General features: G+C 63.0%; 27 protein-coding genes. 15 read left to right on the top strand and 12 right to left on the bottom strand.

From position 1 onward, the window contains the following. Positions 1–21 precede the first annotated feature (21 nt). Complete coding sequence (locus ACSSVH_RS18985; protein ID WP_172312915.1) at positions 22–738, bottom strand: 4'-phosphopantetheinyl transferase family protein; 717 nt, start codon at positions 736–738, stop codon at positions 22–24. Positions 739–886: 148 nt separating this feature from the next. Between ACSSVH_RS18985 and ACSSVH_RS18980 the strand changes: the two genes are divergently transcribed. After that, positions 887–1,564 carry a response regulator transcription factor gene (locus ACSSVH_RS18980; protein ID WP_169955185.1) on the top strand — a complete coding sequence of 226 codons (678 nt, stop codon included), beginning with the start codon at positions 887–889 and terminating at the stop codon, positions 1,562–1,564. Further along, positions 1,561–2,907, top strand: a complete 1,347-nt coding sequence (locus ACSSVH_RS18975) for an ATP-binding protein (RefSeq protein WP_170043768.1) — start codon at positions 1,561–1,563, stop codon at positions 2,905–2,907. The genes ACSSVH_RS18980 and ACSSVH_RS18975 overlap by 4 nt, the downstream gene beginning before the upstream one ends. 105 nt (positions 2,908–3,012) lie before the next feature. On the opposite strand, the gene ACSSVH_RS18970 is transcribed toward ACSSVH_RS18975, so the two are convergent. Further along, positions 3,013–4,011 carry an AraC family transcriptional regulator gene (locus ACSSVH_RS18970; RefSeq protein ID WP_492633604.1) on the bottom strand — a complete coding sequence of 333 codons (999 nt, stop codon included), beginning with the start codon at positions 4,009–4,011 and terminating at the stop codon, positions 3,013–3,015. A 334-nt stretch (positions 4,012–4,345) separates the two neighbouring features. Here ACSSVH_RS18970 and ACSSVH_RS18965 point away from each other — a divergent pair, with 334 nt between their 5' ends. Both ACSSVH_RS18965 and ACSSVH_RS18960 read left to right on the top strand, forming a co-directional pair. Next, positions 4,346–5,677: a dicarboxylate/amino acid:cation symporter gene (locus ACSSVH_RS18965; RefSeq protein WP_169955188.1), complete on the top strand. Its 1,332-nt coding sequence runs from the start codon at positions 4,346–4,348 to the stop codon at positions 5,675–5,677. A 151-nt stretch (positions 5,678–5,828) separates the two neighbouring features. Further along, positions 5,829–7,010, top strand: a complete 1,182-nt coding sequence (locus ACSSVH_RS18960) for a CaiB/BaiF CoA transferase family protein (protein WP_492633603.1) — start codon at positions 5,829–5,831, stop codon at positions 7,008–7,010. 115 nt (positions 7,011–7,125) lie between these two features. Here the strand turns inward: ACSSVH_RS18960 and ACSSVH_RS18955 are convergent, their stop codons facing one another. After that, on the bottom strand, positions 7,126–7,620 hold the full coding sequence (locus ACSSVH_RS18955; protein WP_169955190.1) for a SprT family zinc-dependent metalloprotease: 495 nt from the start codon (positions 7,618–7,620) through the stop codon (positions 7,126–7,128). Between the two features lie 129 nt (positions 7,621–7,749). Beyond that, entirely contained in the window at positions 7,750–8,352 is a 603-nt protein-coding gene (locus tag ACSSVH_RS18950) for a Yip1 family protein (RefSeq protein ID WP_057439628.1), read from the bottom strand. Positions 8,353–8,989: 637 nt separating this feature from the next. Here ACSSVH_RS18950 and ttcA point away from each other — a divergent pair. Both ttcA and ACSSVH_RS18940 read left to right on the top strand, forming a co-directional pair. Next, the gene (gene ttcA, locus ACSSVH_RS18945; protein ID WP_029299748.1) at positions 8,990–9,814 is read left to right on the top strand and encodes a tRNA 2-thiocytidine(32) synthetase TtcA; all 825 of its coding nucleotides are present in this window, start codon (positions 8,990–8,992) and stop codon (positions 9,812–9,814) included. Positions 9,815–9,881: 67 nt separating this feature from the next. Continuing rightward, complete coding sequence (locus ACSSVH_RS18940) at positions 9,882–10,553, top strand: DNA-3-methyladenine glycosylase I (RefSeq protein ID WP_057960415.1); 672 nt, start codon at positions 9,882–9,884, stop codon at positions 10,551–10,553. A 125-nt stretch (positions 10,554–10,678) separates the two neighbouring features. Here the strand turns inward: ACSSVH_RS18940 and ACSSVH_RS18935 are convergent, their stop codons facing one another. The 3 genes from ACSSVH_RS18935 to arsC are packed head-to-tail and all read right to left on the bottom strand — an operon-like array spanning position 10,679 to position 12,046. Further along, positions 10,679–11,098 (bottom strand): DUF2069 domain-containing protein, encoded by a 420-nt coding sequence (locus ACSSVH_RS18935; RefSeq protein ID WP_038442506.1) that lies wholly within the window; start codon positions 11,096–11,098, stop codon positions 10,679–10,681. Next, on the bottom strand, positions 11,082–11,696 hold the full coding sequence (gene wrbA, locus ACSSVH_RS18930; RefSeq protein ID WP_169955192.1) for an NAD(P)H:quinone oxidoreductase: 615 nt from the start codon (positions 11,694–11,696) through the stop codon (positions 11,082–11,084). The genes ACSSVH_RS18935 and wrbA overlap by 17 nt, the downstream gene beginning before the upstream one ends. Further along, on the bottom strand, positions 11,693–12,046 hold the full coding sequence (arsC, locus tag ACSSVH_RS18925) for an arsenate reductase (glutaredoxin) (RefSeq protein WP_432754504.1): 354 nt from the start codon (positions 12,044–12,046) through the stop codon (positions 11,693–11,695). The genes wrbA and arsC overlap by 4 nt, the downstream gene beginning before the upstream one ends. Positions 12,047–12,161: 115 nt before the next feature. Between arsC and ACSSVH_RS18920 the strand changes: the two genes are divergently transcribed. Continuing rightward, positions 12,162–12,623, top strand: coding sequence for a TlpA disulfide reductase family protein (locus ACSSVH_RS18920; protein ID WP_057439622.1), 462 nt, complete (start codon positions 12,162–12,164; stop codon positions 12,621–12,623). A gap of 40 nt (positions 12,624–12,663) precedes the next feature. Here the strand turns inward: ACSSVH_RS18920 and ACSSVH_RS18915 are convergent, their stop codons facing one another. The 5 genes from ACSSVH_RS18915 to ACSSVH_RS18895 form a co-directional block, all read right to left on the bottom strand. Further along, positions 12,664–13,068 (bottom strand): META domain-containing protein, encoded by a 405-nt coding sequence (locus ACSSVH_RS18915; protein ID WP_169955194.1) that lies wholly within the window; start codon positions 13,066–13,068, stop codon positions 12,664–12,666. Continuing rightward, positions 13,065–13,505, bottom strand: a complete 441-nt coding sequence (locus ACSSVH_RS18910) for a hypothetical protein (RefSeq protein ID WP_169955195.1) — start codon at positions 13,503–13,505, stop codon at positions 13,065–13,067. The genes ACSSVH_RS18915 and ACSSVH_RS18910 overlap by 4 nt, the downstream gene beginning before the upstream one ends. Before the next feature lie 71 nt (positions 13,506–13,576). Then, positions 13,577–14,566, bottom strand: coding sequence for a 2-hydroxyacid dehydrogenase (locus tag ACSSVH_RS18905; protein ID WP_492633602.1), 990 nt, complete (start codon positions 14,564–14,566; stop codon positions 13,577–13,579). Between the two features lie 111 nt (positions 14,567–14,677). Continuing rightward, positions 14,678–17,431 (bottom strand): response regulator, encoded by a 2,754-nt coding sequence (locus ACSSVH_RS18900; RefSeq protein WP_169955197.1) that lies wholly within the window; start codon positions 17,429–17,431, stop codon positions 14,678–14,680. 178 nt (positions 17,432–17,609) lie between these two features. Then, positions 17,610–18,125, bottom strand: coding sequence for a DUF2062 domain-containing protein (locus ACSSVH_RS18895; protein WP_169955198.1), 516 nt, complete (start codon positions 18,123–18,125; stop codon positions 17,610–17,612). 136 nt (positions 18,126–18,261) lie between these two features. Here ACSSVH_RS18895 and ACSSVH_RS18890 point away from each other — a divergent pair, with 136 nt between their 5' ends. From ACSSVH_RS18890 to murB, 8 genes are all read left to right on the top strand, one after another. Next, positions 18,262–20,517 (top strand): DNA internalization-related competence protein ComEC/Rec2, encoded by a 2,256-nt coding sequence (locus ACSSVH_RS18890; RefSeq protein ID WP_492633601.1) that lies wholly within the window; start codon positions 18,262–18,264, stop codon positions 20,515–20,517. 75 nt (positions 20,518–20,592) lie between these two features. Beyond that, positions 20,593–21,228, top strand: coding sequence for a MotA/TolQ/ExbB proton channel family protein (locus tag ACSSVH_RS18885; protein ID WP_029299724.1), 636 nt, complete (start codon positions 20,593–20,595; stop codon positions 21,226–21,228). Continuing rightward, the gene (locus ACSSVH_RS18880; protein ID WP_029299722.1) at positions 21,225–21,653 is read left to right on the top strand and encodes an ExbD/TolR family protein; all 429 of its coding nucleotides are present in this window, start codon (positions 21,225–21,227) and stop codon (positions 21,651–21,653) included. The genes ACSSVH_RS18885 and ACSSVH_RS18880 overlap by 4 nt, the downstream gene beginning before the upstream one ends. After that, positions 21,653–22,663 (top strand): tetraacyldisaccharide 4'-kinase, encoded by a 1,011-nt coding sequence (gene lpxK, locus ACSSVH_RS18875; protein WP_172312911.1) that lies wholly within the window; start codon positions 21,653–21,655, stop codon positions 22,661–22,663. The genes ACSSVH_RS18880 and lpxK overlap by 1 nt, the downstream gene beginning before the upstream one ends. A 24-nt stretch (positions 22,664–22,687) precedes the next feature. Further along, the gene (locus ACSSVH_RS18870) at positions 22,688–22,873 is read left to right on the top strand and encodes a Trm112 family protein (RefSeq protein ID WP_003174668.1); all 186 of its coding nucleotides are present in this window, start codon (positions 22,688–22,690) and stop codon (positions 22,871–22,873) included. Continuing rightward, a complete protein-coding gene (gene kdsB / locus ACSSVH_RS18865; protein WP_169955201.1) occupies positions 22,870–23,634 on the top strand; it encodes a 3-deoxy-manno-octulosonate cytidylyltransferase in 765 nt (254 codons plus the stop codon). The genes ACSSVH_RS18870 and kdsB overlap by 4 nt, the downstream gene beginning before the upstream one ends. Continuing rightward, a complete protein-coding gene (locus ACSSVH_RS18860; protein WP_154842658.1) occupies positions 23,634–24,098 on the top strand; it encodes a low molecular weight protein-tyrosine-phosphatase in 465 nt (154 codons plus the stop codon). Before kdsB ends, ACSSVH_RS18860 begins: the two co-directional genes overlap by 1 nt. After that, entirely contained in the window at positions 24,095–25,114 is a 1,020-nt protein-coding gene (gene murB, locus ACSSVH_RS18855; protein WP_492633600.1) for a UDP-N-acetylmuramate dehydrogenase, read from the top strand. Before ACSSVH_RS18860 ends, murB begins: the two co-directional genes overlap by 4 nt. The last annotated feature ends 8 nt before the right edge of the window (positions 25,115–25,122 follow it).

Below are 25,122 nucleotides of genomic sequence, written 5' to 3'. Positions count from 1 at the left end.
CTTGCCCGCGATAGCTATCTATCAGGCGCCGATAGCCACCACACTCAACAACTGCCCCTCATGCACCACAAACTGCGCCTCCAACTCCTTGCCATAACACCACTCACTGGACAACTCCGTCAGCAACCGCAGGCGCAGCGAGCCTGTCTCAGACCACTCCAGCACCTCGGCATGCTCAAAATAGAAGCGCTTGTGCACAATCGGGTAGAGCGCCTTGAACAGGCTCTCCTTGGCCGAAAACGTCAGGGTCACGCACTGCGCAATCTGCTCCCGTGGCCCGGCGGCCATGCGTTGCATCTCATCGGCGGTCAGGATTTCCCCGGCCAGGCGCTTGGCTCGTTCCAGGGGCAGCAGGTTTTCCAGGTCCATGCCCAGCCCGCGCCATTGCGCCTTGTGCCCGACGATAGCCGCTGCATGCCCCGTGCTATGGGTGATCGAGCCGCTGATATGAGCGGGCCAGACCGGCGCGCGGTCCTCACCGATGGCGGGGATGCAGTCCAGGCCTTCGAGCCGTTGCAAGGCACTGCGGGCGCACAGCCGTCCGGCCAGAAACTCCGCCTGCCGCTTGGCCACCGAACGCTGGATACTGGCCGGTGGCGGCACGGCGCAGCGCTGGAAGTCACCGGCCTCGAGCAGTTTGGGTTCGAAACGGGTGCTCAGGAACACCGTGCCGGGCAAGGCGACGGGCAGCGGCCAATGATCATCAAGTGGGGTGCAGCAGGCGGGTATCAGGTTCATGGCGGCTATTCTGCACGGGGCGGCACACACCTGGGTAGCCCGCCGGTTCAGACTGTGTTCAGTTCAACGGCCGTAAACTGCACAAGCATACCTTCAGGGCCGCTATGATGTTTCCCTGCGGGACAGTGGATTGGCCTTGGAGAGCGTTATGAAATTGCTGGTTGTCGAAGATGAGGCGTTGTTGCGCCATCACCTGTTGACCCGTCTTGGCGACAGCGGCCACGTGGTCGAAGCCGTGGCCAACGCCGAAGAGGCGCTGTACCAGACCGGGCAATTCAATCACGACCTGGCGATCATCGACCTGGGCCTGCCCGGCATGGGCGGCCTGGACCTGATCCGCCAACTGCGGGCCCAGGCCAAGACCTTCCCGATCCTGATCCTGACCGCGCGTGGCAACTGGCAGGACAAGGTCGAAGGCCTGGCCGCCGGGGCCGACGACTATGTGGTCAAGCCCTTCCAGTTCGAGGAACTGGAGGCACGGATGAACGCACTGCTGCGCCGCTCCAGCGGTTTTACCCAATCGACCATCGTCGCCGGCCCGCTGCTGCTGGACCTCAACCGCAAGCAGGCGTCCCTCGACGAACAGCCCCTGGCGCTGACGGCCTATGAGTACCGGATCCTCGAATACCTGATGCGTCATCACCAGCAAGTGGTGGCCAAGGACCGGTTGATGGAACAACTCTATCCCGATGACGACGAGCGCGACCCGAACGTGATCGAGGTGCTGGTCGGCCGTCTGCGTCGCAAGCTCGAAGGCCCGGCCGGGTTCAAGCCCATCGATACCGTGCGCGGCCTGGGCTACCTGTTTAACGAGCGCTGCCGTTGATCCGTTCGCTCCGTGTGCGCCTGATGCTGGCGGCCACCACCCTGGCCGTGTTGTTCATGCTGGCGCTGTTGCCGGCGATGCAGGGCGCGTTCAGCCTGGCGTTGCAGGATTCCATCGAGCAGCGCCTGGCGTCGGATGTGACCACACTGATCTCTGCCGCGCGGGTTGATAACAACCGCTTGCTGATGCCGGCGCAGTTGCCGGACGAGCGCTTCAACCTGACCGACAGCCGCCTGCTGGGCTACATCTATGACCGCGAAGGCCACCTGGTCTGGCGTTCGCGGGCGACCCGCGAAGAAAACATCAACTACCGCCCGCGCTACGACGGGCGCGGCAATGAGTTTGCGAAGATTCGCGAGGCCAACGGCCAGGAATTCTTCGTGTATGACGTCGAGGTCAAGCTACTGGGGGGCAAGAGCGCGGCGTTCAGTATCGTCGCCCTGCAACCGGTGCGCGAATACCAGGTGACCCTGGAAGGCCTGCGGGAAAACCTCTACCTGGGCTTCGGCGCCGCCTTGCTGGTGCTGTTGAGCCTGCTGTGGATCGGCCTGACCTGGGGCTTGCAGGCCTTGCGCCGGCTGAGTCAGGAGTTGGATGAAATCGAAGGCGGCACCCGCGAAAGCCTCAGTGAGCAACACCCACGGGAGCTGCTGCGCCTGACCGGCTCCCTCAACCGCTTGCTGCACAGCGAGCGCGAGCAGCGCACCCGTTACCGTGACTCCTTGGACGACCTGGCCCACAGCCTGAAAACCCCGCTGGCGGTGTTGCAGGGCGTGAGTGAAGACATGGCCCAGCGCCCCCAGGACCTTGAGCAGGCGAGGGTCCTGCAGTCGCAGATCGAGCGCATGAGCCAGCAGATCAGCTACCAGTTGCAGCGCGCCAGCCTGCGCAAAAGCGGCCTGGTGCGCCACCAGGTGCGCTTGCGGCCGGTGCTGCAAAGCCTGTGTGACACCCTGGACAAGGTCTACCGCGACAAACGCGTGCGGGTGTCTTTCGCGTTGCCGGAGCAATGCGACGTGCCCATCGAGCAGGGCGCCTTGCTGGAATTGCTCGGCAACCTGCTGGAAAACGCCTACCGCCTGTGCCTGAGCGAAGTGCGCGTGACCCTGGATGAAGGTGCCGATGGCGTGCGCTTGTGCATCGAAGACGACGGCCCCGGCGTGCCTCCCGACCAGCGTGCGCGGATCCTGCAGCGCGGCGAGCGTCTGGATCGCCAGCATCCGGGGCAGGGGATCGGGTTGGCGGTGGTCAAGGATATTATTGAGAGCTACGGCGCGCGGTTGACCCTGGGGGATTCGCCTTTAGGAGGCGCGGCGTTCAGGATTCATTTCCCGGCGCTGTGATCTTTGTTGATTCGCCGGGCGCATCGCAGGCAAGCCAGCTCCCACATTTAATTGTGTTTACACATCAAAATGTGGGAGCTGGCTTGCCTGCGATGGGGCCCGACCTCAACTCTCCTGCGCCCGATAAGCCCCCGGCGTCACCCCCGTCCACTTCTTGAACGCCCGATGAAACGCCGACGGCTCGGAAAACCCCAACTGCTCGGCAATCTCCTGCAACGACAGATCCGCCCGCCCCAGATGAAAAATCGCAATATCGCGGCGCAATTCGTCCTTGAGTGCCTGGAAGCTGGTGCCTTCGTCACGCAAATGCCGGCGCAGGGTCTGGGGGCTGATGTGCAGGTGCTGCGCCACGGCCTCCAGGTCTGGCCAGGGCGTGCGGTCGCGGCTCAGCAGGCGGCGTAACTGGCTGCGCAGGCTGTCGCCTTCGTCTGGCCGGGACAGCAGGTCGGCGGGTGAGCGTTCGAGGAAGAGCTTGAGGGTGCGCTCATCCTGTAGCAGAGGCAGGTTCAGGTAGCGGCAGTGGAACAGCAGGCTGCTGCTGGACGCGCTGAACACCAGAGGGCAGGGGAACAGCAGGTCGTATTCGCTGGCATGGGCCGGCATCGGGTAGCTGAAGGTTGCCTGCTCCAGGCGGATACGCTGGCCAATCAGCCAACTGCCGAGGCGATGCCAGATCACCAGCAGGCTTTCGCTCAAGAAATGATCCGGGTCCCACAGTTGCGAGTCATCCAGGCTCAGGCGCGCCATATCGCCTTCACGGCTCAGGCGCCAGCGTGGCCCCTGGGGGAACAGGCTGTAGAACAGCAGCCCACGCTCCAGGGCCTTCTCCAGGGTGCGGCAGTGAATCAGTGCGTGGCACATCATGGCAAAGGTGCCGCGCTTGCTCGGCCCATCGGCGAAGCCCAGGTATTCGTCATCCAGGGCCAGCCACAACCGCTGCAACAGTTGCGTGAACTGCTCCGGCGCGATGCGCGCGCGGGGTTCTGCCAGCAGTTCCGGGGTAATCCCCAGTTGCAGCAACAGCGTCGAGCAGTCGTAGCCGGCCCGGCGCGCGCCGCCCAGGGCGGCGCGGGCGTAATGACTGGCGATGGTGCGTTCGCGCATGCAGGGGCCTCGTCCATTGAGTGGCCGATGGTAGCCATCGTGCTGTGGGTGGACAAGGCGGATATCCGCCAAATTGTAGGACGAGATCGGATCGCTGGGCGGATATCCGCCACCTGTCGTCATCTGCAAAACCACCGCTGATAGCCATCAACCCCCATGTTTTGCGGGCTCCAGGGCTTTTGAGGAAAGTGGCACGCCGTTTGCGATAGGGATTACAGATCTGCCAGCCAGCAGCTCGCCAAAACAAATCCCTCCAGTGCAGGAGGGTTCGCAATTCAAGTGTCGTGGGCAATGGCGGATATTTGCCCCACGGGACTCTTGAGGAAACTTTGCAATGACGACTCGTCAGCCGTTCTACAAAACCCTGTATTTCCAGGTAATCGTTGCCATCGTTATCGGTATCCTGCTCGGTCACTTCTACCCGCAGACCGGTGTGGCCCTCAAGCCATTGGGTGACGGCTTTATCAAGCTGATCAAAATGGTCATCGCCCCGATCATCTTCTGTACCGTGGTCAGCGGCATCGCCGGCATGCAGAACATGAAGTCGGTGGGCAAGACCGGCGGCTACGCGCTGCTGTACTTCGAAATCGTCTCCACCATCGCCCTGCTGATCGGCCTGGTCGTGGTCAACGTAGTGCAGCCAGGCGCTGGCATGCACATCGACGTTGCGACCCTGGACGCTTCGAAAGTCGCGGCCTACGTCACTGCCGGTAAAGACCAGAGCATCGTCGGCTTTATCCTCAACGTGATCCCCAACACCATCGTCGGCGCCTTCGCCAACGGCGATATCCTGCAAGTGCTGATGTTCTCGGTGATCTTCGGTTTCGCCCTGCACCGCCTGGGTGCCTACGGCAAGCCGGTGCTGGACTTCATCGATCGCTTCGCCCACGTGATGTTCAACATCATCAACATGATCATGAAGCTTGCGCCGATCGGTGCCCTGGGCGCCATGGCGTTCACCATCGGTGCCTACGGTGTCGGCTCGCTGGTGCAACTGGGCCAGTTGATGATCTGCTTCTACATCACCTGCGTGCTGTTCGTGCTGGTGGTCCTGGGTGGCATCTGCCGCGCCCACGGCTTCAGCGTCCTGAAACTGGTGCGCTACATCCGTGAAGAGCTGCTGATCGTCCTCGGTACTTCCTCCTCCGAGTCCGCACTGCCGCGCATGCTGATCAAGATGGAACGCCTGGGTGCCAAGAAGTCGGTTGTAGGCCTGGTGATCCCGACGGGCTACTCCTTCAACCTCGACGGTACTTCGATCTACCTGACCATGGCTGCCGTGTTCATCGCCCAGGCGACTGACACCCACATGGACATCACCCACCAGATCACCCTGCTGCTGGTGCTGTTGCTGTCCTCCAAAGGCGCTGCGGGCGTGACCGGTAGTGGCTTTATCGTCCTGGCCGCAACCCTGTCGGCGGTTGGCCACCTGCCGGTTGCCGGCCTGGCGCTGATCCTCGGTATCGACCGCTTCATGTCCGAGGCCCGTGCCCTGACCAACCTGGTCGGTAACGCCGTGGCGACCATCGTCGTCGCCAAGTGGGTCAAGGAACTGGACACCGACAAGCTGCAAAGCGAGCTGGATTCCGGCGGTACCGGTATCTCCGAAACCCGCGAACTGGATGACCTGGGCGTGGCCGAAGGCCCGGCACCAGCGATCAAGTAAACGCTGGCGCAGTCCTGAAAAACCCATCTTCGGATGGGTTTTTTTATGGGCGCACGAGCACAACGGTCACTGTCGATGATGCTTACGGTAATTGCCGCTGTTGCCCAAGGCTGACTACTCTGTGCCCCATCGAACTGGAATCGGAGCTCCCATGTCAGGCCCCTTGGCGTCCCTTAAAGTGCTGGATTTCTCGACCTTGCTGCCGGGGCCTTTTGCCTCGCTGCTGTTGGCGGACATGGGCGCCGAGGTGCTGCGCATCGAATCCCCCACGCGCATGGACCTGCTGCGGGTGTTGCCGCCCCACGACCGTGGCGTGTCGGCCAGTCATGCCTACCTCAACCGCAACAAGCGCAGCCTGGCCCTGGACCTCAAGCAGCCCGAGGCGCTGGAGATCGTGCGGCAATTGGTGGCGGAGTACGACATTGTGCTGGAGCAATTTCGCCCCGGAGTCATGGAGCGTCTGGGCTTGGGGTATGAGGCGTTGAAGGCGCTCAACCCGAAGCTGATCTATGTGTCCATCACCGGCTATGGCCAGACAGGCCCCTACAAGGACCGCGCCGGCCATGACATCAACTACCTGGCCCTGTCTGGCGTCGCCAGCTACACCGGGCGCCAGGACAGCGGCCCAGTGCCCCTGGGCGTGCAATTGGCGGATGTGGGCGGCGGCTCGTTGCATGCCGTGGTCGGCCTGCTGGCGGCAGTGATTGCGCGCCAGCACAGCGGGCTGGGCCAGTACCTGGACGTGAGCATGACCGACTGCGCCTTCAGCCTCAACGCCATGGCCGGCGCGGCCTACCTGGCCTGTGGCGTGGAGCCTGGGCGCGAAGACCAGATACTCAATGGCGGCAGCTTCTACGATTACTACCGCTCGCGGGACGGGCGCTGGCTGTCGGTGGGTAGCCTGGAGCCGGGGTTTATGCAGCAACTGTGTGGCGCGCTGGGGCGCCCGGAATTGGCGGCCCAGGGCCTGTCACCCAAGCCCGAGCAGCAGAAGGCACTCAAGCAGGCATTGCAGATTGAGTTTGAGCGACACAGTTTTGAAGAACTGTGTGCGTTGTTTGCCGGGGTCGATGCTTGCGTGGAGCCGGTGCTCAGCCTTGGCGAAGCCCTGGAGCATCCGCAGTTGCAGGCTCGGGAGCTGGTGAGCCTGGTGCCCCGCGGGGATGGCTCGTTCCAGGCTCAGATGGCATGCCCGCTGAAGTTTTCCGAGGGCGTGCCGCAGCCGAGGCATATTGGCGCTGCGGTGGGGGCGCACAGTGATCAGGTGCTGGGGGAATTGGGTTTGAGCACTCAGCGGATCGCCGAGCTGCGGGGTGCCAGGGTGGTGGGGTAGTGGCTGTTCGGGCCCCTTCGCGGGCAAGCCCGCTCCCACATTCTGAATGTATTCACAAATCAAAATGTGGGAGCGGGCTTGCCCGCGAAGGGGCCCGAACAGGCCCCCAAAAACCTCACTCCACCCGCGTCTCCCCAGTAAACACCAACGTCTCCCGACAGCGCCGGCACAAATACCGCCGGCCCTGGTTCACCAGCCCATGGCGCTGGGCCGAGAACGGGAAGTCACTGTCGGCACACGGGCACCGGTAGATATAACGAGTCACCCGCCGGCGCTGAATCTCATAGGTATGGCAGCGATCAGGCGGCAATTCGTAGACCCCGCGCATGATCAGTTGCCATTCCTCGCCATGGGGCTGGATGCGCTCGCCAAACAACTGGTGGGCGATCAAATGCGCCACTTCGTGGGCCACCGTCTGTTTGAGGAAGTGTTGGCTGTTTTCTCGGTACAACTGGGGGTTGAAGCGCAGCAGGTTCTCGTGCAAATGCGCGACACCGGCTTTCTGCCCACGCAGCTTGAGGCTGACCTGGGGGCGTTTGAAACTTCGTTTGAAAAAGGATTCGGCTTGTAGGAAACAATCTTCGACGCGGGTATTGAGTTGCTCGGGCATGCTGTACATATCTCCAGAGACGCCCAGTATGCCGCATCCACGGGTGTTTCCGAATCTGTCAGGCGCCGAATGGTCATGCATAACGCACAAAGCCACCTTGCGGTGGCTGTTCCTGCGCTGGTAAGACGGCTAGTTGGTGTAGATCGGCCCCACGCCCAGGCCCCAGACAATCACGGTAAACGCCATGATCGCCACCAGTACCACCAGGCCTACGGCCAGTACCGAGCTGGAAAACAGGAAGCCTTCGTCCGGGTCGATGCTCATGAAGGTCGGCAATCCCACATACAGCAGGTACACCGTGTAGCAGATGGCGGCCGTGCCCACGACCATGCCCAGCCACATATGCGGATACAGCGCCGCCAGCCCGCCGATAAACAGTGGCGTCGCGGTATAGGTGGCGAACGCGACGCAGCGCGCCATGCTCGGATTGGCGTCGTAGGTGCGCGCCATCCAGTGAATGAAGGCGCCCATCACCGCAACGCCGCCGAGCATCGCCAGGTACGACATGATAGTCATCCACAATGCACTTTCCTGGGTCAGCATGACCGGGGAGCGATTGCCGATGACCCAGCCGACCTGGGTGGTGCCGATAAAGGCTGATACGGCGGGGATCGCCGCAAGAATCAGCGTGTGAGTGAGGTACATGTGGCCGATGCTTTCTTCTTTATCGCCACGAATTTCCCGCCATTCCTGGTCGGGATGGGTGAAAAGCCCCACGACGTGATGGATCATGCCAGTCACTCCTGTCGTTATTACCATCGCCCCCCAAGCGGAGCGCCCGCCGGCCAAGTGGCCTGAAAGGTCTGGATACATGTGCGACCTTATGTCGCAGTATAGGAAGTCATGACCGGAAAAAGTGTGGGGCTTTAGAGCAAATTGCGCTGTAAACACTGGGCTTAATCGCGCCTGGGTCTGTGACGTGGAATGCAGTCCCCTGTGGGAGCTGGCTTGCCTGCGATGGCGGTGGGTCAGTTGCCAGAAACAGTGGCTGGACTGCCGCTATCGCGGGCAAGCCCGCTCCCACAGGGGATCTCACTGGGGCAGAGAATTTTGGCCCCACCACAGATCAAGTGTAGGAGCTGGCTTGCCTGCGATGGCGGTGGGCCAGTTGCCAGAAACAGTGGCTAGACTGCCGCTATCGCGGGCAAGCCCGCTCCCACAGGGGATCTCACTGAGGCAGAGAATTTTGGCCCCACCACAGATCAAGTGTAGGAGCTGGCTTGCCTGCGATGGCGGTGGGTCAGTTACCAGAAACAGTGGCTGGACTGCCGCTATCGGGAGCAAGCCCGTCCCACATTGGAACTCGGTGCTCCATACCGCTAAAATGCCCGGCTTTTCGTCACACACCTTTTTCGCGGATCCAAGCGCCATGGGCACCCTTACCGTCAATCAGAACAAACTGCAAAAACGCCTGCGGCGCCTGGCCGGTGAGGCTGTCGCTGACTTCAACATGATCGAGGAGGGCGACAAGGTCATGGTCTGCCTGTCCGGCGGCAAGGACAGCTACACCATGCTGGACGTGCTGATGCACCTGCAGAAGGTCGCGCCGATCAAGTTCGACATCGTTGCCGTCAACATGGACCAGAAGCAGCCCGGGTTCCCCGAGGACGTGCTGCCGGCCTACCTCAAGACCCTGGGCATCGAGTACCACATCGTCGAGAAAGACACCTATTCGGTGGTCAAGGAACTGATCCCGGAAGGCAAGACCACCTGCTCGCTGTGCTCGCGCCTGCGCCGTGGCACCCTGTACACCTTTGCCGATGAAATTGGCGCAACCAAGATGGCCCTGGGTCATCACCGCGACGACATCGTCGAGACGTTCTTTCTCAACATGTTCTTCAACGGCTCCCTCAAGGCCATGCCGCCCAAGCTGCGCGCCGACGACGGCCGCAACGTGGTGATCCGCCCGCTGGCGTATTGCAACGAGAAGGACATCCAGGCCTACTCCGACTTCAAGCAATTCCCGATCATCCCCTGCAACCTCTGTGGCTCCCAGGAGAACCTGCAGCGCCAGGTGGTCAAGGACATGCTCCAGGAGTGGGAGCGCAAGACGCCGGGGCGCACCGAAAGCATCTTCCGCAGCTTGCAGAACGTGATCCCGTCGCAACTGGCCGACCGCAACCTGTTCGACTTCACCAGCCTGCGCATCGACGAGACCGCCGCTTCGCGCTTCGTCAACATTGTGAACCTCTGAGTCTTTTCCAGGCTCTGACAGACGGCGCTCATAGGCGCCGTTTTCATTTCAACCCGTAGGAGAGGGCATGCGCGATTACAAATGGCTGCACGAATACTGTCTGAACCGCTTTGGTTCGGCGGCCGAGCTCGAAGCCCACCTGCCTGTGCCCAAGACGCCGGCGCAATTGCGCCAGATCAGCGATGACCGCTACCTGTCGACCCTGTCGCTGCGGGTGTTTCGCGCCGGGCTCAAGCACAGTGTAGTGGACGCCAAGTGGCCGGCGTTCGAGCAAGTGTTCTTCGGCTTCGATCCCGAGAAAGTCGTGTTGATGGGCGCCGAGCACCTTGAGCGGCTGATGCAGGACACGCGGATCATCCGCCACCTGGGCAAGCTCAAGAGCGTGCCGCGCAATGCGCAGATGATCCTCGATGTCGAGCAGGAGAAGGGCAGCTTCGCGGCGTTGATCGCCGACTGGCCGGTGACCGATATCGTCGGCTTGTGGAAATACCTGAGCAAGCACGGCCACCAGTTGGGCGGGCTGTCGGCGCCGCGCTTTTTGCGCATGGTGGGCAAGGACACGTTTGTGCCGAGCTACGACGTAGTCGCGGCGCTGAATGCGCAGGAGATTGTCGACAAGGCCCCCACCAGCCTGCGGGACCTGGCGACGGTGCAGGCGGCGTTCAACCAATGGCACGCCGAGAGCGGGCGGCCGATGTGCCAGTTGTCGATGATGCTGGCGTTTACCGTCAACCATTGAGACCGCGGTGCTGCCATCGCAGGCAAGTCGAATCGTCGCACCACCGTAGCTCCCACATTTGGAATGCATTCCCCTGTGGGAGCTGGCTTGCCTGCGATGGGGGCCTGACTGGCCCCACATACCCCTCAGGCTGGCTGACCTTCCCCCGCCAACCGCCGATTCAACTGGAACCGCCAGCGCACATACAGCAGCGCCGTGCAGAACACCGCCAGGCTCGCCAGCATCTCCAGCACGCCAAACCACTGGCGGTTCGGGTCATAGGCCGCCAGGGCGCCCTTGATGAAATACAGATTCACCACAAAGCACATCCACGAATGCCCGCGCGCACTGCCCATGAGCATACCCGGCGCGAGGATCAGCAACGGCACCAGTTCGATCAGCAAGATCACCCAGGGCCGCGCGCCATGCAGGTCGGCGACCAGCAGGTAGTACACGCAGAGCAACCCCACCAGGCCCAGGAACGCCAGCAGGCTCAAGGCCCGTGCCACTTTGACCCGGGGTTCCAGCCAGGCCTGGGCCGGCAGGACTTTAGGCTTCTTGGCCACGGCCACTCTCCAGTTTCGCCGCAGTTTTCGCCAGGCGCAGCCCCAGGGCGCGGCACAACGCGATTTCATGGGGGTCCAGGGCGCGTTTGCCGTCAGCGCCGGAATGGTGGCTGGCGCCGTAGGGCGTACCGCCGCCCTGGGTGTCGAGCAAGGCCTGTTCGCTGTAGGGCAGGCCGGTGATCAGCATGCCGTGGTGCAGCAACGGCAGCAGCATGGACATCAAGGTGGTTTCCTGGCCGCCGTGCAGGCTGGCGGTCGAGGTGAAGACCCCGGCTGGCTTGCCGACGAGGGCGCCGGTCAGCCACAGGTTGCTGGTGCCGTCGAGAAAGTACTTCAGCGGCGCGGCCATGTTGCCAAAACGCGTCGGGCTGCCCAGGGCCAGGCCCGCGCAGTTCTTCAGGTCGTCGAGGCTGGCGTAGAGTGCGCCTTCGGCGGGGATGCTCGGGGCGACGGCCTCGCATTCGCTGGAAATCGCCGGCACAGTGCGCAGGCGTGCTTCCAGGCCGCCTTGCTCGATGCCCCGGGCAATTTGCCGGGCCATTTCGCTGACCGAGCCGTTGCGGCTGTAATACAACACCAGGATGTAGGGCGCGCTCACGGCAGAAGCTCCAGGACGTTTTCCGGCGGACGGCCAATCACGGCCTTGTCGGCGGTGGCCAGGATCGGCCGTTCCATCAACTTGGGATGGGCGGCGATGGCGGCAATCAACTGCGCCTCGCTGAGGCTGGCGTCGGCCAGGTTGAGGGTCTTGTATTCGTCTTCGCCGGTGCGCAGCAATTGCCGGGCGCCGATCCCCAGCTTGCCGAGCAGGGCTTCAAGCTGCGCGGCGTCCAGCGGTGTTTCCAGGTAACGCACCACGTTGGGCGTGAGGCCACGGGCTTGCAGCAGTTCGAGCGCACCGCGGGATTTCGAGCAGCGCGGGTTGTGATAAAGCGTCAGATCGGTCATGTGCGGGTCGCATCTTGCGTAAGGTGGCGGGTATTCTACCCGCGCTGTGGCGTGTCCTTAAACCGTAAGAGGCGATCGGCCGCAGCCCACGTTCATTTTTGCTAAGGATTACCCCATGACACGGCGACTGATAGGCGCACTGGCAGTTATCACCACACTCCTGCTCAGCGGCTGCGGCAATGATTATGGCGTTGACCAATACGGCCAGAAAGTCGCGTCCGAGCGCGTCGACAAACAATGGTTGGTGATCAATTACTGGGCCGAATGGTGTGGCCCGTGCCGCATCGAGATCCCCGAACTCAACGCCCTGGCCGAGCAACTCAAGGGCCAGCCGGTCAGCGTGTTCGGCGTCAACTTCGACAATGTGCAGGGCGAAGAGCTCAAGAGCGCCAGCGAGAAGCTGGGCATCAAGTTCACCGTACTGGCGCAGAACCCCGAGGCGATTTTTGATATCCCGCGCAGCGAAGCGTTGCCGGTGACCTACATCATCGATGACAAGGGCAAGGTGCGGGCACAGATGTTGGGCGAGCAGACGGCGGCGGGGGTATTGGCCAAACTCAAGGAGCTGCGCGGCTAAACCCCTTGTAGGAGCCGGCAAGCCGGCTCCTGCTGGGTGGTCAGCCTTCTTCCAGCCACAAGCGCAGTGGCTTGCCTTCGGCAGGCCAGAAACGGGTCTGCTCGATGGGCGAGATGTCCCAGCGTTGCACGGTTTGCAGGGCCTTGAAGAAGCGCTGCTCCTGCTCCATCAGGGCTTCGGCACACAGCTTGCGGGTGCTGCCGATCTTGCCAAAGCTGAGTTTGTCACCGTCCAGGCTGTAGGGTGCGAACCAGTGGTTGCAGCCGCCATTGCCATAGGCCCGGCCATCGGCTCCGAGGGTCACGGTCAGGTGGGCGTAGTCCATCAGGGGCCGTTCGCCGATCCATTCGACGATATAGCTGTGATCCTGCTTGAGCTTGACCTCATCGCTGGCACAGCCGGCAAGGCCTGCGCCCAGCGCTGCGACCATCAGCAGGCTCTTCATGGCGCGGCCTGCTGGCATTTCGGGCAACGGTGCTTGTCGCCGACGGTGGCCCAGCCCAACTCGGCAATGCGCGCAGTGGCGGCCGGTTGCAGCGGTTCCTTGGTAAGTTTGGTTTCTACCGAGAACTCAAACTCCAGCACGGCGTCGCAGCTGTCGCAATTGACCTTCCAGGTGTGAATCTCCAGTTCGCCGAACTTCGGCCCCTGCGCCATGGCCACCCATTGCCCGGCCGGGCGGATGGAGTAGCGCGCATCGCCTTCGACGGTCAGGCGCATCGACAGGGTCTTGCTGCCGCGCAAGGTGACGATCAGCACATCGCCATGCTTGATCGAGCCACCATTGCCGGTGACTTGGTAACGACCCGGCACCAGGGCGCGGCATTCGATCAGGGTGTGTTGTGGGCTCAGCAAACTGAAGCGGAAATCGTGTTCGGCCATGGATCCTCCAAATAGGCGCGGCATCCTATCACGCTCGTCTGTTTACCATGCGCGCGGTATGTGACCGTTGATCATCCGTGCACCAGGTTTTGTGGCTGGTGGTTGGCCCAGGCCTGGATATTGGCCAGGGTGGTCCCGGCAATCGCCGCCAGCGCCTCGCGCGTGAGGAATGCCTGGTGCGCGGTGATGATCACGTTGGGGAAAGTCAGCAGGCGCGCCAGTACATCGTCCTGCAAGGGCAGGTCCGAGCGGTCCTCAAAAAACAGCTGGGCTTCTTCTTCGTACACATCCAGGCCTAGGTAGCCCAATTGCCCGTCCTTGAGCGCCTCGATCAGCGCCGGGGTATCCACCAGGCCACCACGCCCGGTATTGATCAACATCGCCCCCGGCTGCATATGGGCCAGGGATTGCGCATTGATCAGGTGCTTGCTGTCGGCGGTCAGCGGGCAGTGCAGGCTGATGATCTGCGCCTCGGCCAGCAGTTGGGGCAGGCTGACATAGCACGCGCCAAGGGCTTCGACCTGCGGATTGGGATAGGGGTCGTACGCCAGCAAGGTGCAGCCAAAGCCAGCCATGATCTTGGCAAAGGTCGCACCGATCTGCCCGGTGCCCACCACGCCCACGGTCTTGCCCACGAGGTCGAAGCCGGTCAGGCCGTGCAGGCTGAAGTCGCCGTCGCGGGTGCGGTTGTAGGCGCGGTGCAGGCGGCGGTTGAGGGCCAGCACCAGGGCCACGGCATGTTCGGCCACCGCGTGGGGTGAGTACGCCGGTACGCGCACGATGGTCAGGCCCAGGCGCTTGGCGGCGGCCAGGTCTACATGGTTGTAGCCGGCCGAGCGCAGGGCGATCAGCCGCGTGCCGCCGGCGGCCAGGTGTTCGAGCACCGGGGTGCTGAGGTCGTCGTTGATAAACGCACAGACCACTTCGTGCTTGTCGGCCAGGGCCACGGTGTCGAGGTTCAGGCGCGCCGGTTGGAATTGCAGCTCCATGCCTGCGGGCAAGGGTTGGGCGAGAAAGCTGTCGCGGTCGTAGGTCTGGCTGCTGAAGAGGATGATGCGCATCAAAAGGCTCCCTGCAAAATAGCGTGTGGTGACACAAATCCTGTAGGCCCCGGCGTACCGGCGCCTACAGGAGATGTTGCCCGTGATTGGCGTTGGGCGTGTTGCTCTGCATCAGGCGTTGACGCGGGCCTCGCTGGCCAGGCGGGCGATGGCCAGGTCCAGCTCATCGAGCGCGGCCATGGCCTTGGCGTCATCCTGCTTGAGCAGGGTTTCGGCGCGTTGGCAGGCTGCACGCAATTGCGGCACGCCGCAGTAGCGGGTGGCGCCGTGCAGGCGGTGGACCCGTTCGATCAGCGCGTTATTGTCGTTGGCTTCGCGGGCAACGCAGACCGCCTCACGGTCGGCCTCCAGGGACGCCAGCAGCATGGCCAGCATATCGGCGGCCAAGTCAGCCTTGCCGGCCGCCAGGCGCAGGCCTTCCTCATGGTCGAGTACCGGCAGTTGCGCGGCGGGGCCGTGGCCTTCGACGGCGCGTTCCGGGCCCTGGTTGCGCAGGGCCAGGCCGGTCCATTTGAGCACCACCTGGGCCAGTTGCCGTTCGCTGATGGGTTTGGTCAGGTAGTCATCCATGCCGCTTTGCAGCAGGGCGCGCTTTTCATTGGCCATGGCATGGGCTGTCAGCGCGACGATAGGCAGCGGCGTGCCGTGGCGCTCGCTTTCCCACTGGCGAATCGCCTCGGTACTCTGGCGGCCGTCCATACCGGGCATCTGCACGTCCATCAGCACCAGGTCGAAGGCTTCTTTTTTCACCGCCTCGATGGCGGTATAGCCGCTTTCTACGGCCTGCACCTTGGCGCCCATGTCTTCGAGCAGGGTTTGTACCAGCAACAGGTTGGCCGGGTTGTCGTCGACACACAGTACCCGTGGCGCGCGGCTGGACAGCGGCTCGCCCGGTTCGCTGCGCAACGGCCGCGGGCTGATCAGGTCGGACAGTGCCCGGCGCAATTTGCGGGTGCAGGCCGGCTTGGCCTGCAACTGACTATTGGGGTTGGGCACCGACAGGTTGAAGAGCATCTGCTCGGTGGTCGGGCACAACACCAGCACTTTGCAGCCCAGGTGTTCGAGGTCCCACAGGTGTTGGTTGAGGCGCTCCGGCGGAATGTCGTTGGCGGTGATGCCCAGTACGGCCAGGTCAATCGCCTGCTCGGTCTGGTGTGCGCTGGTAATGCCGTTGGTCAGGTTCTCCAGGCTGTTGAACGGCGTGACCTCCAGGCCGCAGTCTTCCAACTGGTGTTGCAGGGCCTGGCGCGCCAGTTCGTGATTCTCCAGCACCGCCACGCGCCGGCCCAGCAGCGGCGGGGCGGGCAGGTCTTCGATATCGTCGCGGGTCTTGGGCAGGTTGAGGCTGATCCAGAACTCCGAACCCTGGCCCGGCGTGCTGTCGACGCCGATTTCACCGCCCATCTGCTCGATCAGGCGCTTGGAGATCACCAGGCCCAACCCAGTGCCACCGGGTTGGCGCGACAGCGAGTTATCGGCCTGGCTGAAGGCCTGGAACAGGGCGCGCACATCCTGGTTCGACAGGCCGATGCCGGTGTCCTGCACGCTGATGCGCAGTTGCACGCTGTCTTCCTGTTCGTCTTCGAGCATGGCGCGGGCGACGATGGTGCCTTCGCGGGTGAACTTGATGGCGTTGCTGACCAGGTTGGTGAGGATCTGCTTGAGACGCAGCGGGTCGCCCACCAGCGATAGCGGCGTATCGCGGTAGACCAGGCTCACCAGCTCCAGCTGTTTGGCGTGGGCGGCCGGGGCGAGGATGGTCAGGGTGTCTTGCAGCAGGTCGCGCAGGTTGAACGGGATATTGTCGAGCACCAGCTTGCCGGCTTCGATTTTCGAGAAGTCGAGAATTTCGTTGATGATGCCCAGCAGGTTGTCGGCGGACTTTTCGATGGTGCCCAGGTAATCCAGCTGGCGGGGCGACAGCTCGCTTTTCTGCAACAGGTGGGTGAAACCGAGGATGCCATTGAGCGGCGTGCGGATTTCATGGCTCATGTTGGCCAGGAACTCCGACTTGATGCGGCTGGCCTCCAGGGCTTCCTTGCGGGCCAGGTCCAGCTCGATGTTCTGGATCTCGATGGTTTCCAGGTTCTGGCGCACGTCTTCGGTGGCCTGGTCGATGCTGTGTTGCAGTTCTTCCTGGGCATTTTGCAGGGTTTCGGCCATGCGGTTGATGCCGGACGCCAACTGATCCAGCTCCTGGCTGCCCAGGGGCGGCAAGCGGGTTTCCAGGTTGCCATCCTTGAGCTGCGCCACCGCTTGTTTGATCTGGCCGATGGGCGAGTTGATCGTGCGGCTGATGCGCAAGGCCAGGGCGGCGGTGCAGATCAGGCCGATGGCGATCAACATCAGGCTGGCGAACAGGCTGCGATAGCCGCGCAGCAGCATGCCGTTATGGGATAGTTCCAGCTCGACCCAGCCCAGCAGGCGATCGGCTTCGTCGGGGATCAGCTCGCCAGCGAGGTTGCGATGACGGCCGAACACGGGCAGCAGGTAGCGGGTGGCGTCATTGCCTGTGCGTTGCAACAGGTGCGAGCTGTTGCCGATGGGCGGTTGGTTGAGCATGGTCGGGCCGGCATGGGCCAGGGGCGTGCGGTCGGGCGCCAGGAAGGACACGGCCCGTACATCGACTTGTTCCAGGGACTGGGTGGCGATGCGTTCCAGCAGATCGGTGTTCTTGTTGCCCAATGCCGGTGCCACCAGCGGCGCCAGCTGTTCGGCGATCATCTCGCCGCGATTGAGCAATTGGGTTTGCAGGTCCGAGAGCTGCATCCAGGTGAAATAACCGCCCAAAAGCAATGCCATCAGGCTGGTAGGCAACAAGGTCAGCAACAGTACGCGGCCTTTTATCCCCATTCTTCTTAGCACGCCACTCTCCTGCTACCACACTGATGTCGAGATTCTACGCAGGCATCCGGCCTGCGCCACCTGCGCAGTGTAGCCATATGAGGGGCTTGGAATCTTGCAAAAGATGCTTGAGGGGGCAAGGCGCTGGCTTGTCGGGTTGCTGCATCGCTGCGCTGGCGCCAGCAAGGCCCCTTGGCTACTACCGATTACGCTGCTGGCGTTTTTTCCACTGATGACCCACCCACCACCGCCAGTACACCATGGTCAGGCAGTACGCCAGCGCGCCCAATACCAGGCCCATCACCACCGAGCCCAGCAGGAACGGCTGCCACATAGTCGACAGTTGCCCGCTGATCCATTCCCAGGTCAGTTCATCGGGCAGGGTGCGCGGCGGGATGTTCATCAGCCAGGTGCCGGTCATATAGGTGCAGAAAAACACCACGGGCATGGTAATCGGGTTGGTCAGCCACACCAGGCTCACGGCGATGGGCATATTGCCGCGCACGGAGATGGCGAGGACGGCGGCCAACAGCATCTGCAAGGGAATGGGAATGAATGCGGCAAACAGACCGACAGCCATGGCCCGGGCAACCGAGTGCCGATTGAGGTGCCACAGGTTGGGGTCATGGAGCAGCGTGCCGAGAAAGCGTAAGGACTTGTGTTCCCGAATGCTGGTCGGATCGGGCATGTACCGTTTGAATAAGCGCCGTGGCATAAGGGGTCCAGGTCAGTTCGAGGGGCAAGTATGCCCGTATTCTACGAACGGGAAATTCAGACTTTGTGACAAAAAATCATAGTTCGCCTTGAACCACTCGGCTAACACTCGATGGGTCACTTTAAAGGAATGATCCATGCGCACAGGGATGTTTGCGCTGGCGTTGGGGCTGCTGGCGTTGCGCCTGCTGCCTGCCTTGCCGCCGGTCGGTTGGTTGCTGGTCATGTTGGTGGTGGCGTTGATGCTGCTGCCGTTTCGTACTTATCCGCTGGCGCTTTTCCTGTTGGGCCTGGCGTGGGCTTGTTTCAGCGCGCAACGGGCTCTCGACGACCGGCTCATCCCCGCGCTGGACGGCCAGACCCGCTGGCTCGAGGGGCGCGTCAGTGGGCTACCGCAGCAGGCCAATGGCCTGGTGCGCTTCGAGCTGAGCGACAGCCGGTCACGCCGGGACCGGCTGCCCCAGCGCATCCGGCTGAGTTGGCAGGGAGGCCCGCCAGTGCGCAGCGGGGAGCGCTGGCGTTTGGCTGTCACTCTCAAACGCCCGTCCGGCCTGCTGAATTTCCATGGTTTCGACCAGGAGGCCTGGCTATTGGCCCAGCGTGTGGGGGCGACCGGGTCGGTCAAGGATGGCCAGCGCCTGGCGCCTGCCCGACATGCCTGGCGCGATGGGATCCGCCAGCAGTTATTGGCGGTGGATGCCCAGGGACGCGCAGCCGGGCTGGCCGCCTTGGTACTGGGCGACGGCTCCGGTTTGGCCGCCGAGGATTGGCGCATCTTGCAGGACACCGGCACCGTGCATCTGTTGGTCATCTCTGGCCAACATATCGGCCTGTTGTCGGGGCTGATCTATGCGCTGGTGGCCGGCCTGGCCCGTTACGGTTGCTGGCCCAGGCGTTTGCCCTGGCTACCCTGGGCCTGTGGCTTGGCATTCGCCGCGGCGCTGGCCTATGGCGTGCTCGCCGGTTTTGCCGTGCCGGTGCAGCGGGCCTGTGTGATGGTAGGGCTGGTGTTGCTGTGGCGCCTGCGGTTTCGCCATCTGGGGATCTGGTGGCCCCTGCTGCTGGCACTCAATGCAGTATTGATCCTTGAACCCTTGGCCAGCCTGCAACCGGGTTTCTGGTTGTCATTTGCCGCCGTGGCCGTGTTGCTGCTGGCCTTCAGCGGCCGCCTGGGGCCCTGGCGGGCGTGGCAGGCCTGGAGCCGTGCCCAGTGGCTGATCGCTATCGGGCTGTTTCCGCTGCTATTGATACTCGGCTTGCCGATCAGCTTGAGTGCGCCGCTGGCCAATCTGTTTGCCGTGCCGTGGATCAGCCTGCTGGTGCTGCCGTTGGCGCTGGCGGGCACGTTGTTGCTGGCAGTGCCGTGGCTGGGCAGTGGCCTGCTGTGGTTGGCGGGTGGCGCGCTGGATTGGCTGTTCAGCGCCCTGACCTTGCTGGCCGGGCACATACCGGCGTGGCTGCCGGCCGAGGTGCCCGTGGGCTACTGGTTGCTCAGTGTGCTGGGCGCCGTGCTGTTATTGATGCCCAAGGGCATTCCCTTTCGCCTGCTGGGGTGGCCTTTGTTGCTGCTGGCGGTGTTCCCGCCCCGTGAGTCGATCCCGTTGGGCCAGGTGGCGGTGGAGCAACTGGATGTCGGCCAGGGCTTGTCGATCGTGTTGCGCACCCGCAACCACGTGCTGTTGTATGACGCCGGGCCACGGGTGGGGGATTTCGATCTCGGTGAGCGCGTGGTTCTGCCGGCTCTGCGCAAGCTGGGGGTTGGCCAGGTGGACTTGATGCTGCTCAGCCATGCCGACGCCGATCATGCCGGTGGCGCTGCGGCGATCGCGCGCGGGTTGCCGGTCAAGCGCGTGGTGGGCGGGGAAACCCAGGGCCTGCCGGCATTTCTCGATACCCAGGCCTGTGTCAGCGGTGAGCAATGGGAGTGGGACGGCGTGGCGTTTGAGCTGTGGCAATGGGCGGATGCCAGCAATGGCAATGCGAAGTCGTGCGTGCTGCAGGTCCAGGCCAATGGCGAACGGTTGCTGCTGACCGGCGATATCGACCGCGAGGCCGAGCGCGCCTTGTTGGCCACACCCCTGGCGGTCGCCACGGATTGGTTGCAAGTGCCCCATCATGGCAGCCGCAGTTCTTCGTCATGGCCGTTTGTCCAGCAATTGGCCCCCAAGGCGGTGCTGATCTCTCGGGGGCGCGGCAATAGCTTTGGCCATCCGCACCCGCAAGTGCTGGCACGCTACCAGCATTTTCACAGCGCCATTTATGACAGCGCCGAGCAGGGCGCCGTGCGTCTGCGCCTGGGGGCTTTCGAGGCGCCGATCATGGCACGCAGCCAGCGTCGTTTCTGGCGTGCGCCTGTCACTGACAGTTACCAAAGGCCGGTACCTGCGACATGATGGCTGTCGGCAGGCAGGTCCTTCCTCGTCAGCCTGTATGCTAAAGTGGCGCACTTTTTCGAGGGGACATTCACTGTGTGGGAATTGGTCAAATCCGGCGGCTGGATGATGTTGCCGATCATTCTGAGCTCCATCGCCGCACTCGGCATTGTTGCCGAACGCCTGTGGACCCTGCGCGCCAGCCGTGTAACCCCTGATCATCTGCTGGGGCAGGTCTGGCGCTGGATCAAGGACAAGCAACTGGACAAGGAAAAGCTCAAGGAACTGCGGGCCAATTCCCCCCTGGGCGAGATCCTCGCCGCTGGCCTGGCTAACTCCAAGCACGGTCGCGAGATCATGAAGGAGTGCATTGAAGAAGCCGCCGCCCGGGTGATCCACGAGCTGGAGCGCTATATCAATGCCCTGGGCACCATCGCCGCAATGGCGCCGTTGCTCGGCCTGCTCGGCACGGTGCTGGGCATGATCGATATCTTCAGTGCCTTTACCGGTTCGGGCATGACCACCAACGCCTCGGTATTGGCCGGGGGCATTTCCAAGGCCTTGATCACCACGGCGGCGGGCCTGATGGTGGGTATCCCGGCGGTGTTTTTCCACCGTTTCCTGCAACGGCGCATTGATGAACTGGTGGTGGGCATGGAGCAGGAAGCGATCAAGCTGGTGGAAGTGGTCCAGGGCGACCGCGATGTCGACCTGGTCGAGGGCAAAGCGTGAAATTTCGCCGCAAGCCCCGGGAAACCGTCGATATCAACCTGGCCTCGTTGATCGATGTGGTGTTTATCCTGCTGCTGTTTTTTGTCGTCACCACCACCTTTACCCGGGAAACCCAACTGCGGGTCGAGCTACCGGAAGCCGTCAGCGGCTCGCCGGCCGAAGACCAGCAGCTCAAGCAACTGGAGATCACCATCAGCGCCGAAGGGGTGTTTTCGGTGAACAACCAGTTGCTTGAGAAAAACGACGTGGCCAGCGTGATGGATGCGCTGCAGAAGGAGTCCGGCGGTGATACACAAATGCCGCTGTCCATCAGCGCCGATGGCAAGACCCCACACCAGGCCGTGATCACCGCGATGGATGCTGCCGGCAAGCTCGGTTTCAGCCATTTGCGCATGACCACCGTCGAGGCGGCGGGGCAGCCCTGATGGCCTTGTCCGATCGTTTGCTCCAGGCCTGGTATGACGGCCACCCGGCGCTCAAGCTCCTGCAACCTCTGGAGGCACTCTATCGCCGGGTGGTCAGGCGCAAGCGCGAGCGGTTCCTGGCGGGCGAGGGCACGATCTATCAAGCGCCGGTGCCCATCGTGGTAGTCGGCAATATCACCGTGGGTGGCACGGGCAAGACGCCGTTGATCCTGTGGTTGATCGAGCATTGCCAGCGCAGTGGCCTGCGGGTCGGCGTGGTCAGCCGTGGCTACGGGGCCAAGCCTGCGCAGTTGCCATGGCGGGTGCAGGCTAGCGACAGCGCTCAAGTGGCCGGCGACGAGCCGTTGTTGATCGTGCAGCGCAGCGGCGTCCCGCTGATGATCGACCCCGATCGCAGCCGTGCGGTGCAAGCCCTGTTGGCCAGCGAGACCCTGGACCTGATCCTCTCCGACGATGGCCTGCAGCATTACCGCCTGGCCCGTGACCTGGAACTGGTGCTGATCGACAACGCCCGTGGCCTGGGCAATCGCCGCTGCCTGCCTGCCGGGCCGTTGCGCGAGCCGGTCGAGCGCCTGCACAGCGTCGATGCCCTGCTCTATAACGGCGCCGGGGCTGATCGTGAGGACGGCTTTGCTTTCCGTCTGCTGCCGACCACGCTGGTCAACCTGCTGACCGGCGAGCGCCGGCCGCTGGACCATTTTCCCGTGGGGCAGCAGGTGCATGCGGTCGCCGGTATCGGCAACCCGCAACGTTTCTTCAATACCCTTGAAACGCTACACTGGCGGCCGATACCCCATGCGTTTGCCGACCATGCGCCCTACAGCGCCGAGGTCCTGAATTTTACGCCGTCACTGCCGCTGGTCATGACTGAAAAGGACGCGGTGAAGTGCCGCGCCTTTGCCCAGGCACACTGGTGGTACCTTGCAGTTGATGCGGCACCGTCACCGGCGTTTATCGCCTGGTTTGACACGCAACTGATGCGTCTGCTGCCCGCTCGACTTTTGCCTTAAAACGCTTTTATCCAGGAAACCCCCATGGACACCAAACTGCTCGATATCCTCGCTTGCCCGATCTGCAAAGGCCCGCTCAAGCTCAGCGCCGACAAGACCGAGCTGATCAGCAAAGGCGCTGGCCTGGCATACCCGATCCGCGATGGCATCCCGGTGATGCTGGAAAGCGAAGCCCGCACCTTGACCACCGACGAGCGCCTGGATAAATGACCACTGCCTTCACTGTTGTCATCCCCGCGCGCTATGCCTCTACCCGCCTGCCCGGCAAGCCGCTGCAGATGATCGGCGCCAAGCCGATGATCCAGCTGGTCTGGGAGCAGGCCTGCAAAAGCAGCGCCCAGCGCGTGGTGGTGGCCACTGACGACCTGCGGATCATCGAGGCCTGCAAGGGGTTTGGCGCCGAAGCAGTGCTGACCCGTGAAGACCACAACTCCGGCACCGACCGCCTGGCCGAAGTCGCCACGCACCTGGGCCTGGCGCCGGACGCCATCGTGGTCAACGTGCAGGGTGACGAACCGCTGATCCCGCCGTGTGTCATCGACCAGGTCGCCGCCAACCTGGCCGCCCATGCCGAAGCGCGCATGGCGACCCTGGCCGAACCTATCGAAGACATCCAGACCCTGCTCAACCCGAACGTGGTCAAGGTGGTCAGCGACATCAATGGCCTGGCCCTGACCTTCAGCCGTTCGACCCTGCCCTGGGCGCGCGATGAGTTCGCCAAGCAGCGTGACGTATTACCGGCTGGCGTACCTTATCGTCGCCATATCGGCATTTACGCCTACCGCGCGGGCTTCCTGCATGACTTCGTCAGCTGGGGCCCGTGCTGGCTGGAAAACACCGAGGCACTGGAACAACTGCGAGCCCTGTGGCACGGCGTGCGCATTCATGTCGATGATGCGCTGCAAGCCCCGCCAGCCGGCGTCGATACGCAGGAAGATCTTGAGCGTGTGCGTCGGTTGCTGGGGGCGTGATGGAAGTCCTGTTTGTCTGCCTGGGCAATATCTGCCGCTCGCCCACCGCCGAAGGCGTGCTGCGCCACAAACTGCGGGCCGCCGGGCTGGCGGACCGGGTTGAGGTGGCCTCTGCCGGTACCGGTGAATGGCATATCGGCAAGGCGCCGGACAAGCGCAGCCAGCAAGCAGCGCTGCGCCGTGGCTACGACTTGTCGGCCCAGCGTGCGCAGCAAGTGTCGCGTGCCGACTTTGCGCGCTACGACCTGATCCTGGCCATGGACCAGAGTAACCTGCGCAATCTCAAGGCTATGCAGCCGGCCCAAGGCAAGGCGGAGCTGGATCTGTTCCTGCGCCGCTACGACTCGGCGGTGGATGAAGTGCCGGATCCGTATTACGACGGCGAACAGGGTTTCGAGCAGGTCCTGGACCTGATCGAGGCCGCGTGCGACTTGCTGGTGATCGAGTTGAAGGGGCGGTTATGAGTCTGGATGTGCAGCCCCAGGTTTCCCTGAAGGCCTTCAACAGTTTTGGCATCGATGTGCGTGCGCAGTTGTTCGCCGAGGCCCATAGCGACGCCGATGTGCGCGAGGCCCTGGCCTATGCGGCCGCGCAAAAGTTGCCATTGCTGGTGATCGGTGGCGGCAGCAACCTGCTGCTGACCCAGGATATCCCGGCGCTGGTATTGCGCATGGCGACCCAGGGTATCCGCGTCCTGCACGAGGACGCCCAGCAGTTTGTGGTGGAAGCCGAGGCGGGTGAGGCCTGGCATCCTTTTGTGCTGTGGACCCTTGAGCAAGGGTTGTCTGGCCTGGAAAACCTCAGCCTGATCCCCGGCACTGTCGGCGCCGCGCCGATGCAGAACATCGGCGCCTACGGTGTCGAGATCAAGGATGTGTTCGCCGGCCTGACCGCCCTCGACCGCCAGACCGGCGAGTTGCGCGATTTCAGCCTGGCAGAATGCAACTTCGCCTACCGCGACAGCCTGTTCAAGCACGAAGTGGGGCGCTGGTTGATCCTGCGGGTGCGCTTTGCCTTGAGCCGCGTCGCGCACCTGAAGCTCGGCTATGGCCCGGTGCAACAACGCCTGGCCGAGCAGGGCATTACCCAGGCGACCCCCAGCGATGTCAGCCGGGCCATTTGCAGCATTCGCAGTGAAAAACTGCCCGACCCTGCGGTCCTGGGCAACGCTGGCAGTTTCTTCAAGAACCCCTTGGTGCCCCAGGTGCTGGCGGCGCAATTAAAGCTGCAATATCCCGATCTGGTGGCTTATCCCCAGGCTGATGGCCAAGTGAAACTGGCGGCTGGCTGGTTGATTGAAAAGGCCGGCTGGAAAGGCTTTCGCGACGGTGATGCCGGCGTGCATCGCTTGCAGGCGCTGGTGCTGGTCAATTATGGCGCGGCCACCGGGCTGGATATTGCCAGCCTGGCCCAGCGCATCCAGAGCGATATCGCCGAGCGCTTCAAGGTCGAGTTGGAAATGGAGCCCAATCGTTATTGAGCTACGCT

It is taken from the genome of Pseudomonas sp. HC1(2025), from assembly GCF_058742075.1.
Note: the sequence above shows the minus strand (reverse complement) of the source record. Positions and strands in the feature narration are given on the sequence as shown.

Bases quoted from the DNA above. Each gene is read 5' to 3' on its own strand.
- ACSSVH_RS18980 (WP_169955185.1), top strand. From the start codon at position 887: ATGAAATTGCTGGTTGTCGAAGATGAGGCGTTGTTGCGCCATCACCTG.
- ACSSVH_RS18915 (WP_169955194.1), bottom strand. From the start codon at position 13,068: ATGAAGAGCCTGCTGATGGTCGCAGCGCTGGGCGCAGGCCTTGCCGGC.
- ACSSVH_RS18870 (WP_003174668.1), top strand. From the start codon at position 22,688: ATGGACACCAAACTGCTCGATATCCTCGCTTGCCCGATCTGCAAAGGC.
- ACSSVH_RS18985 (WP_172312915.1), bottom strand. From the start codon at position 738: ATGAACCTGATACCCGCCTGCTGCACCCCACTTGATGATCATTGGCCG.
- murB (WP_492633600.1), top strand. From the start codon at position 24,095: ATGAGTCTGGATGTGCAGCCCCAGGTTTCCCTGAAGGCCTTCAACAGT.
- lpxK (WP_172312911.1), top strand. From the start codon at position 21,653: ATGGCCTTGTCCGATCGTTTGCTCCAGGCCTGGTATGACGGCCACCCG.
- ttcA (WP_029299748.1), top strand. From the start codon at position 8,990: ATGGGCACCCTTACCGTCAATCAGAACAAACTGCAAAAACGCCTGCGG.
- ACSSVH_RS18955 (WP_169955190.1), bottom strand. From the start codon at position 7,620: ATGCCCGAGCAACTCAATACCCGCGTCGAAGATTGTTTCCTACAAGCC.
- ACSSVH_RS18970 (WP_492633604.1), bottom strand. From the start codon at position 4,011: ATGCGCGAACGCACCATCGCCAGTCATTACGCCCGCGCCGCCCTGGGC.
- ACSSVH_RS18905 (WP_492633602.1), bottom strand. From the start codon at position 14,566: ATGCGCATCATCCTCTTCAGCAGCCAGACCTACGACCGCGACAGCTTT.
- ACSSVH_RS18965 (WP_169955188.1), top strand. From the start codon at position 4,346: ATGACGACTCGTCAGCCGTTCTACAAAACCCTGTATTTCCAGGTAATC.
- ACSSVH_RS18920 (WP_057439622.1), top strand. From the start codon at position 12,162: ATGACACGGCGACTGATAGGCGCACTGGCAGTTATCACCACACTCCTG.
- ACSSVH_RS18890 (WP_492633601.1), top strand. From the start codon at position 18,262: ATGCGCACAGGGATGTTTGCGCTGGCGTTGGGGCTGCTGGCGTTGCGC.
- ACSSVH_RS18940 (WP_057960415.1), top strand. From the start codon at position 9,882: ATGCGCGATTACAAATGGCTGCACGAATACTGTCTGAACCGCTTTGGT.
- ACSSVH_RS18960 (WP_492633603.1), top strand. From the start codon at position 5,829: ATGTCAGGCCCCTTGGCGTCCCTTAAAGTGCTGGATTTCTCGACCTTG.
- ACSSVH_RS18895 (WP_169955198.1), bottom strand. From the start codon at position 18,125: ATGCCACGGCGCTTATTCAAACGGTACATGCCCGATCCGACCAGCATT.
- ACSSVH_RS18950 (WP_057439628.1), bottom strand. From the start codon at position 8,352: ATGATCCATCACGTCGTGGGGCTTTTCACCCATCCCGACCAGGAATGG.
- arsC (WP_432754504.1), bottom strand. From the start codon at position 12,046: ATGACCGATCTGACGCTTTATCACAACCCGCGCTGCTCGAAATCCCGC.
- ACSSVH_RS18860 (WP_154842658.1), top strand. From the start codon at position 23,634: ATGGAAGTCCTGTTTGTCTGCCTGGGCAATATCTGCCGCTCGCCCACC.
- ACSSVH_RS18910 (WP_169955195.1), bottom strand. From the start codon at position 13,505: ATGGCCGAACACGATTTCCGCTTCAGTTTGCTGAGCCCACAACACACC.
- kdsB (WP_169955201.1), top strand. From the start codon at position 22,870: ATGACCACTGCCTTCACTGTTGTCATCCCCGCGCGCTATGCCTCTACC.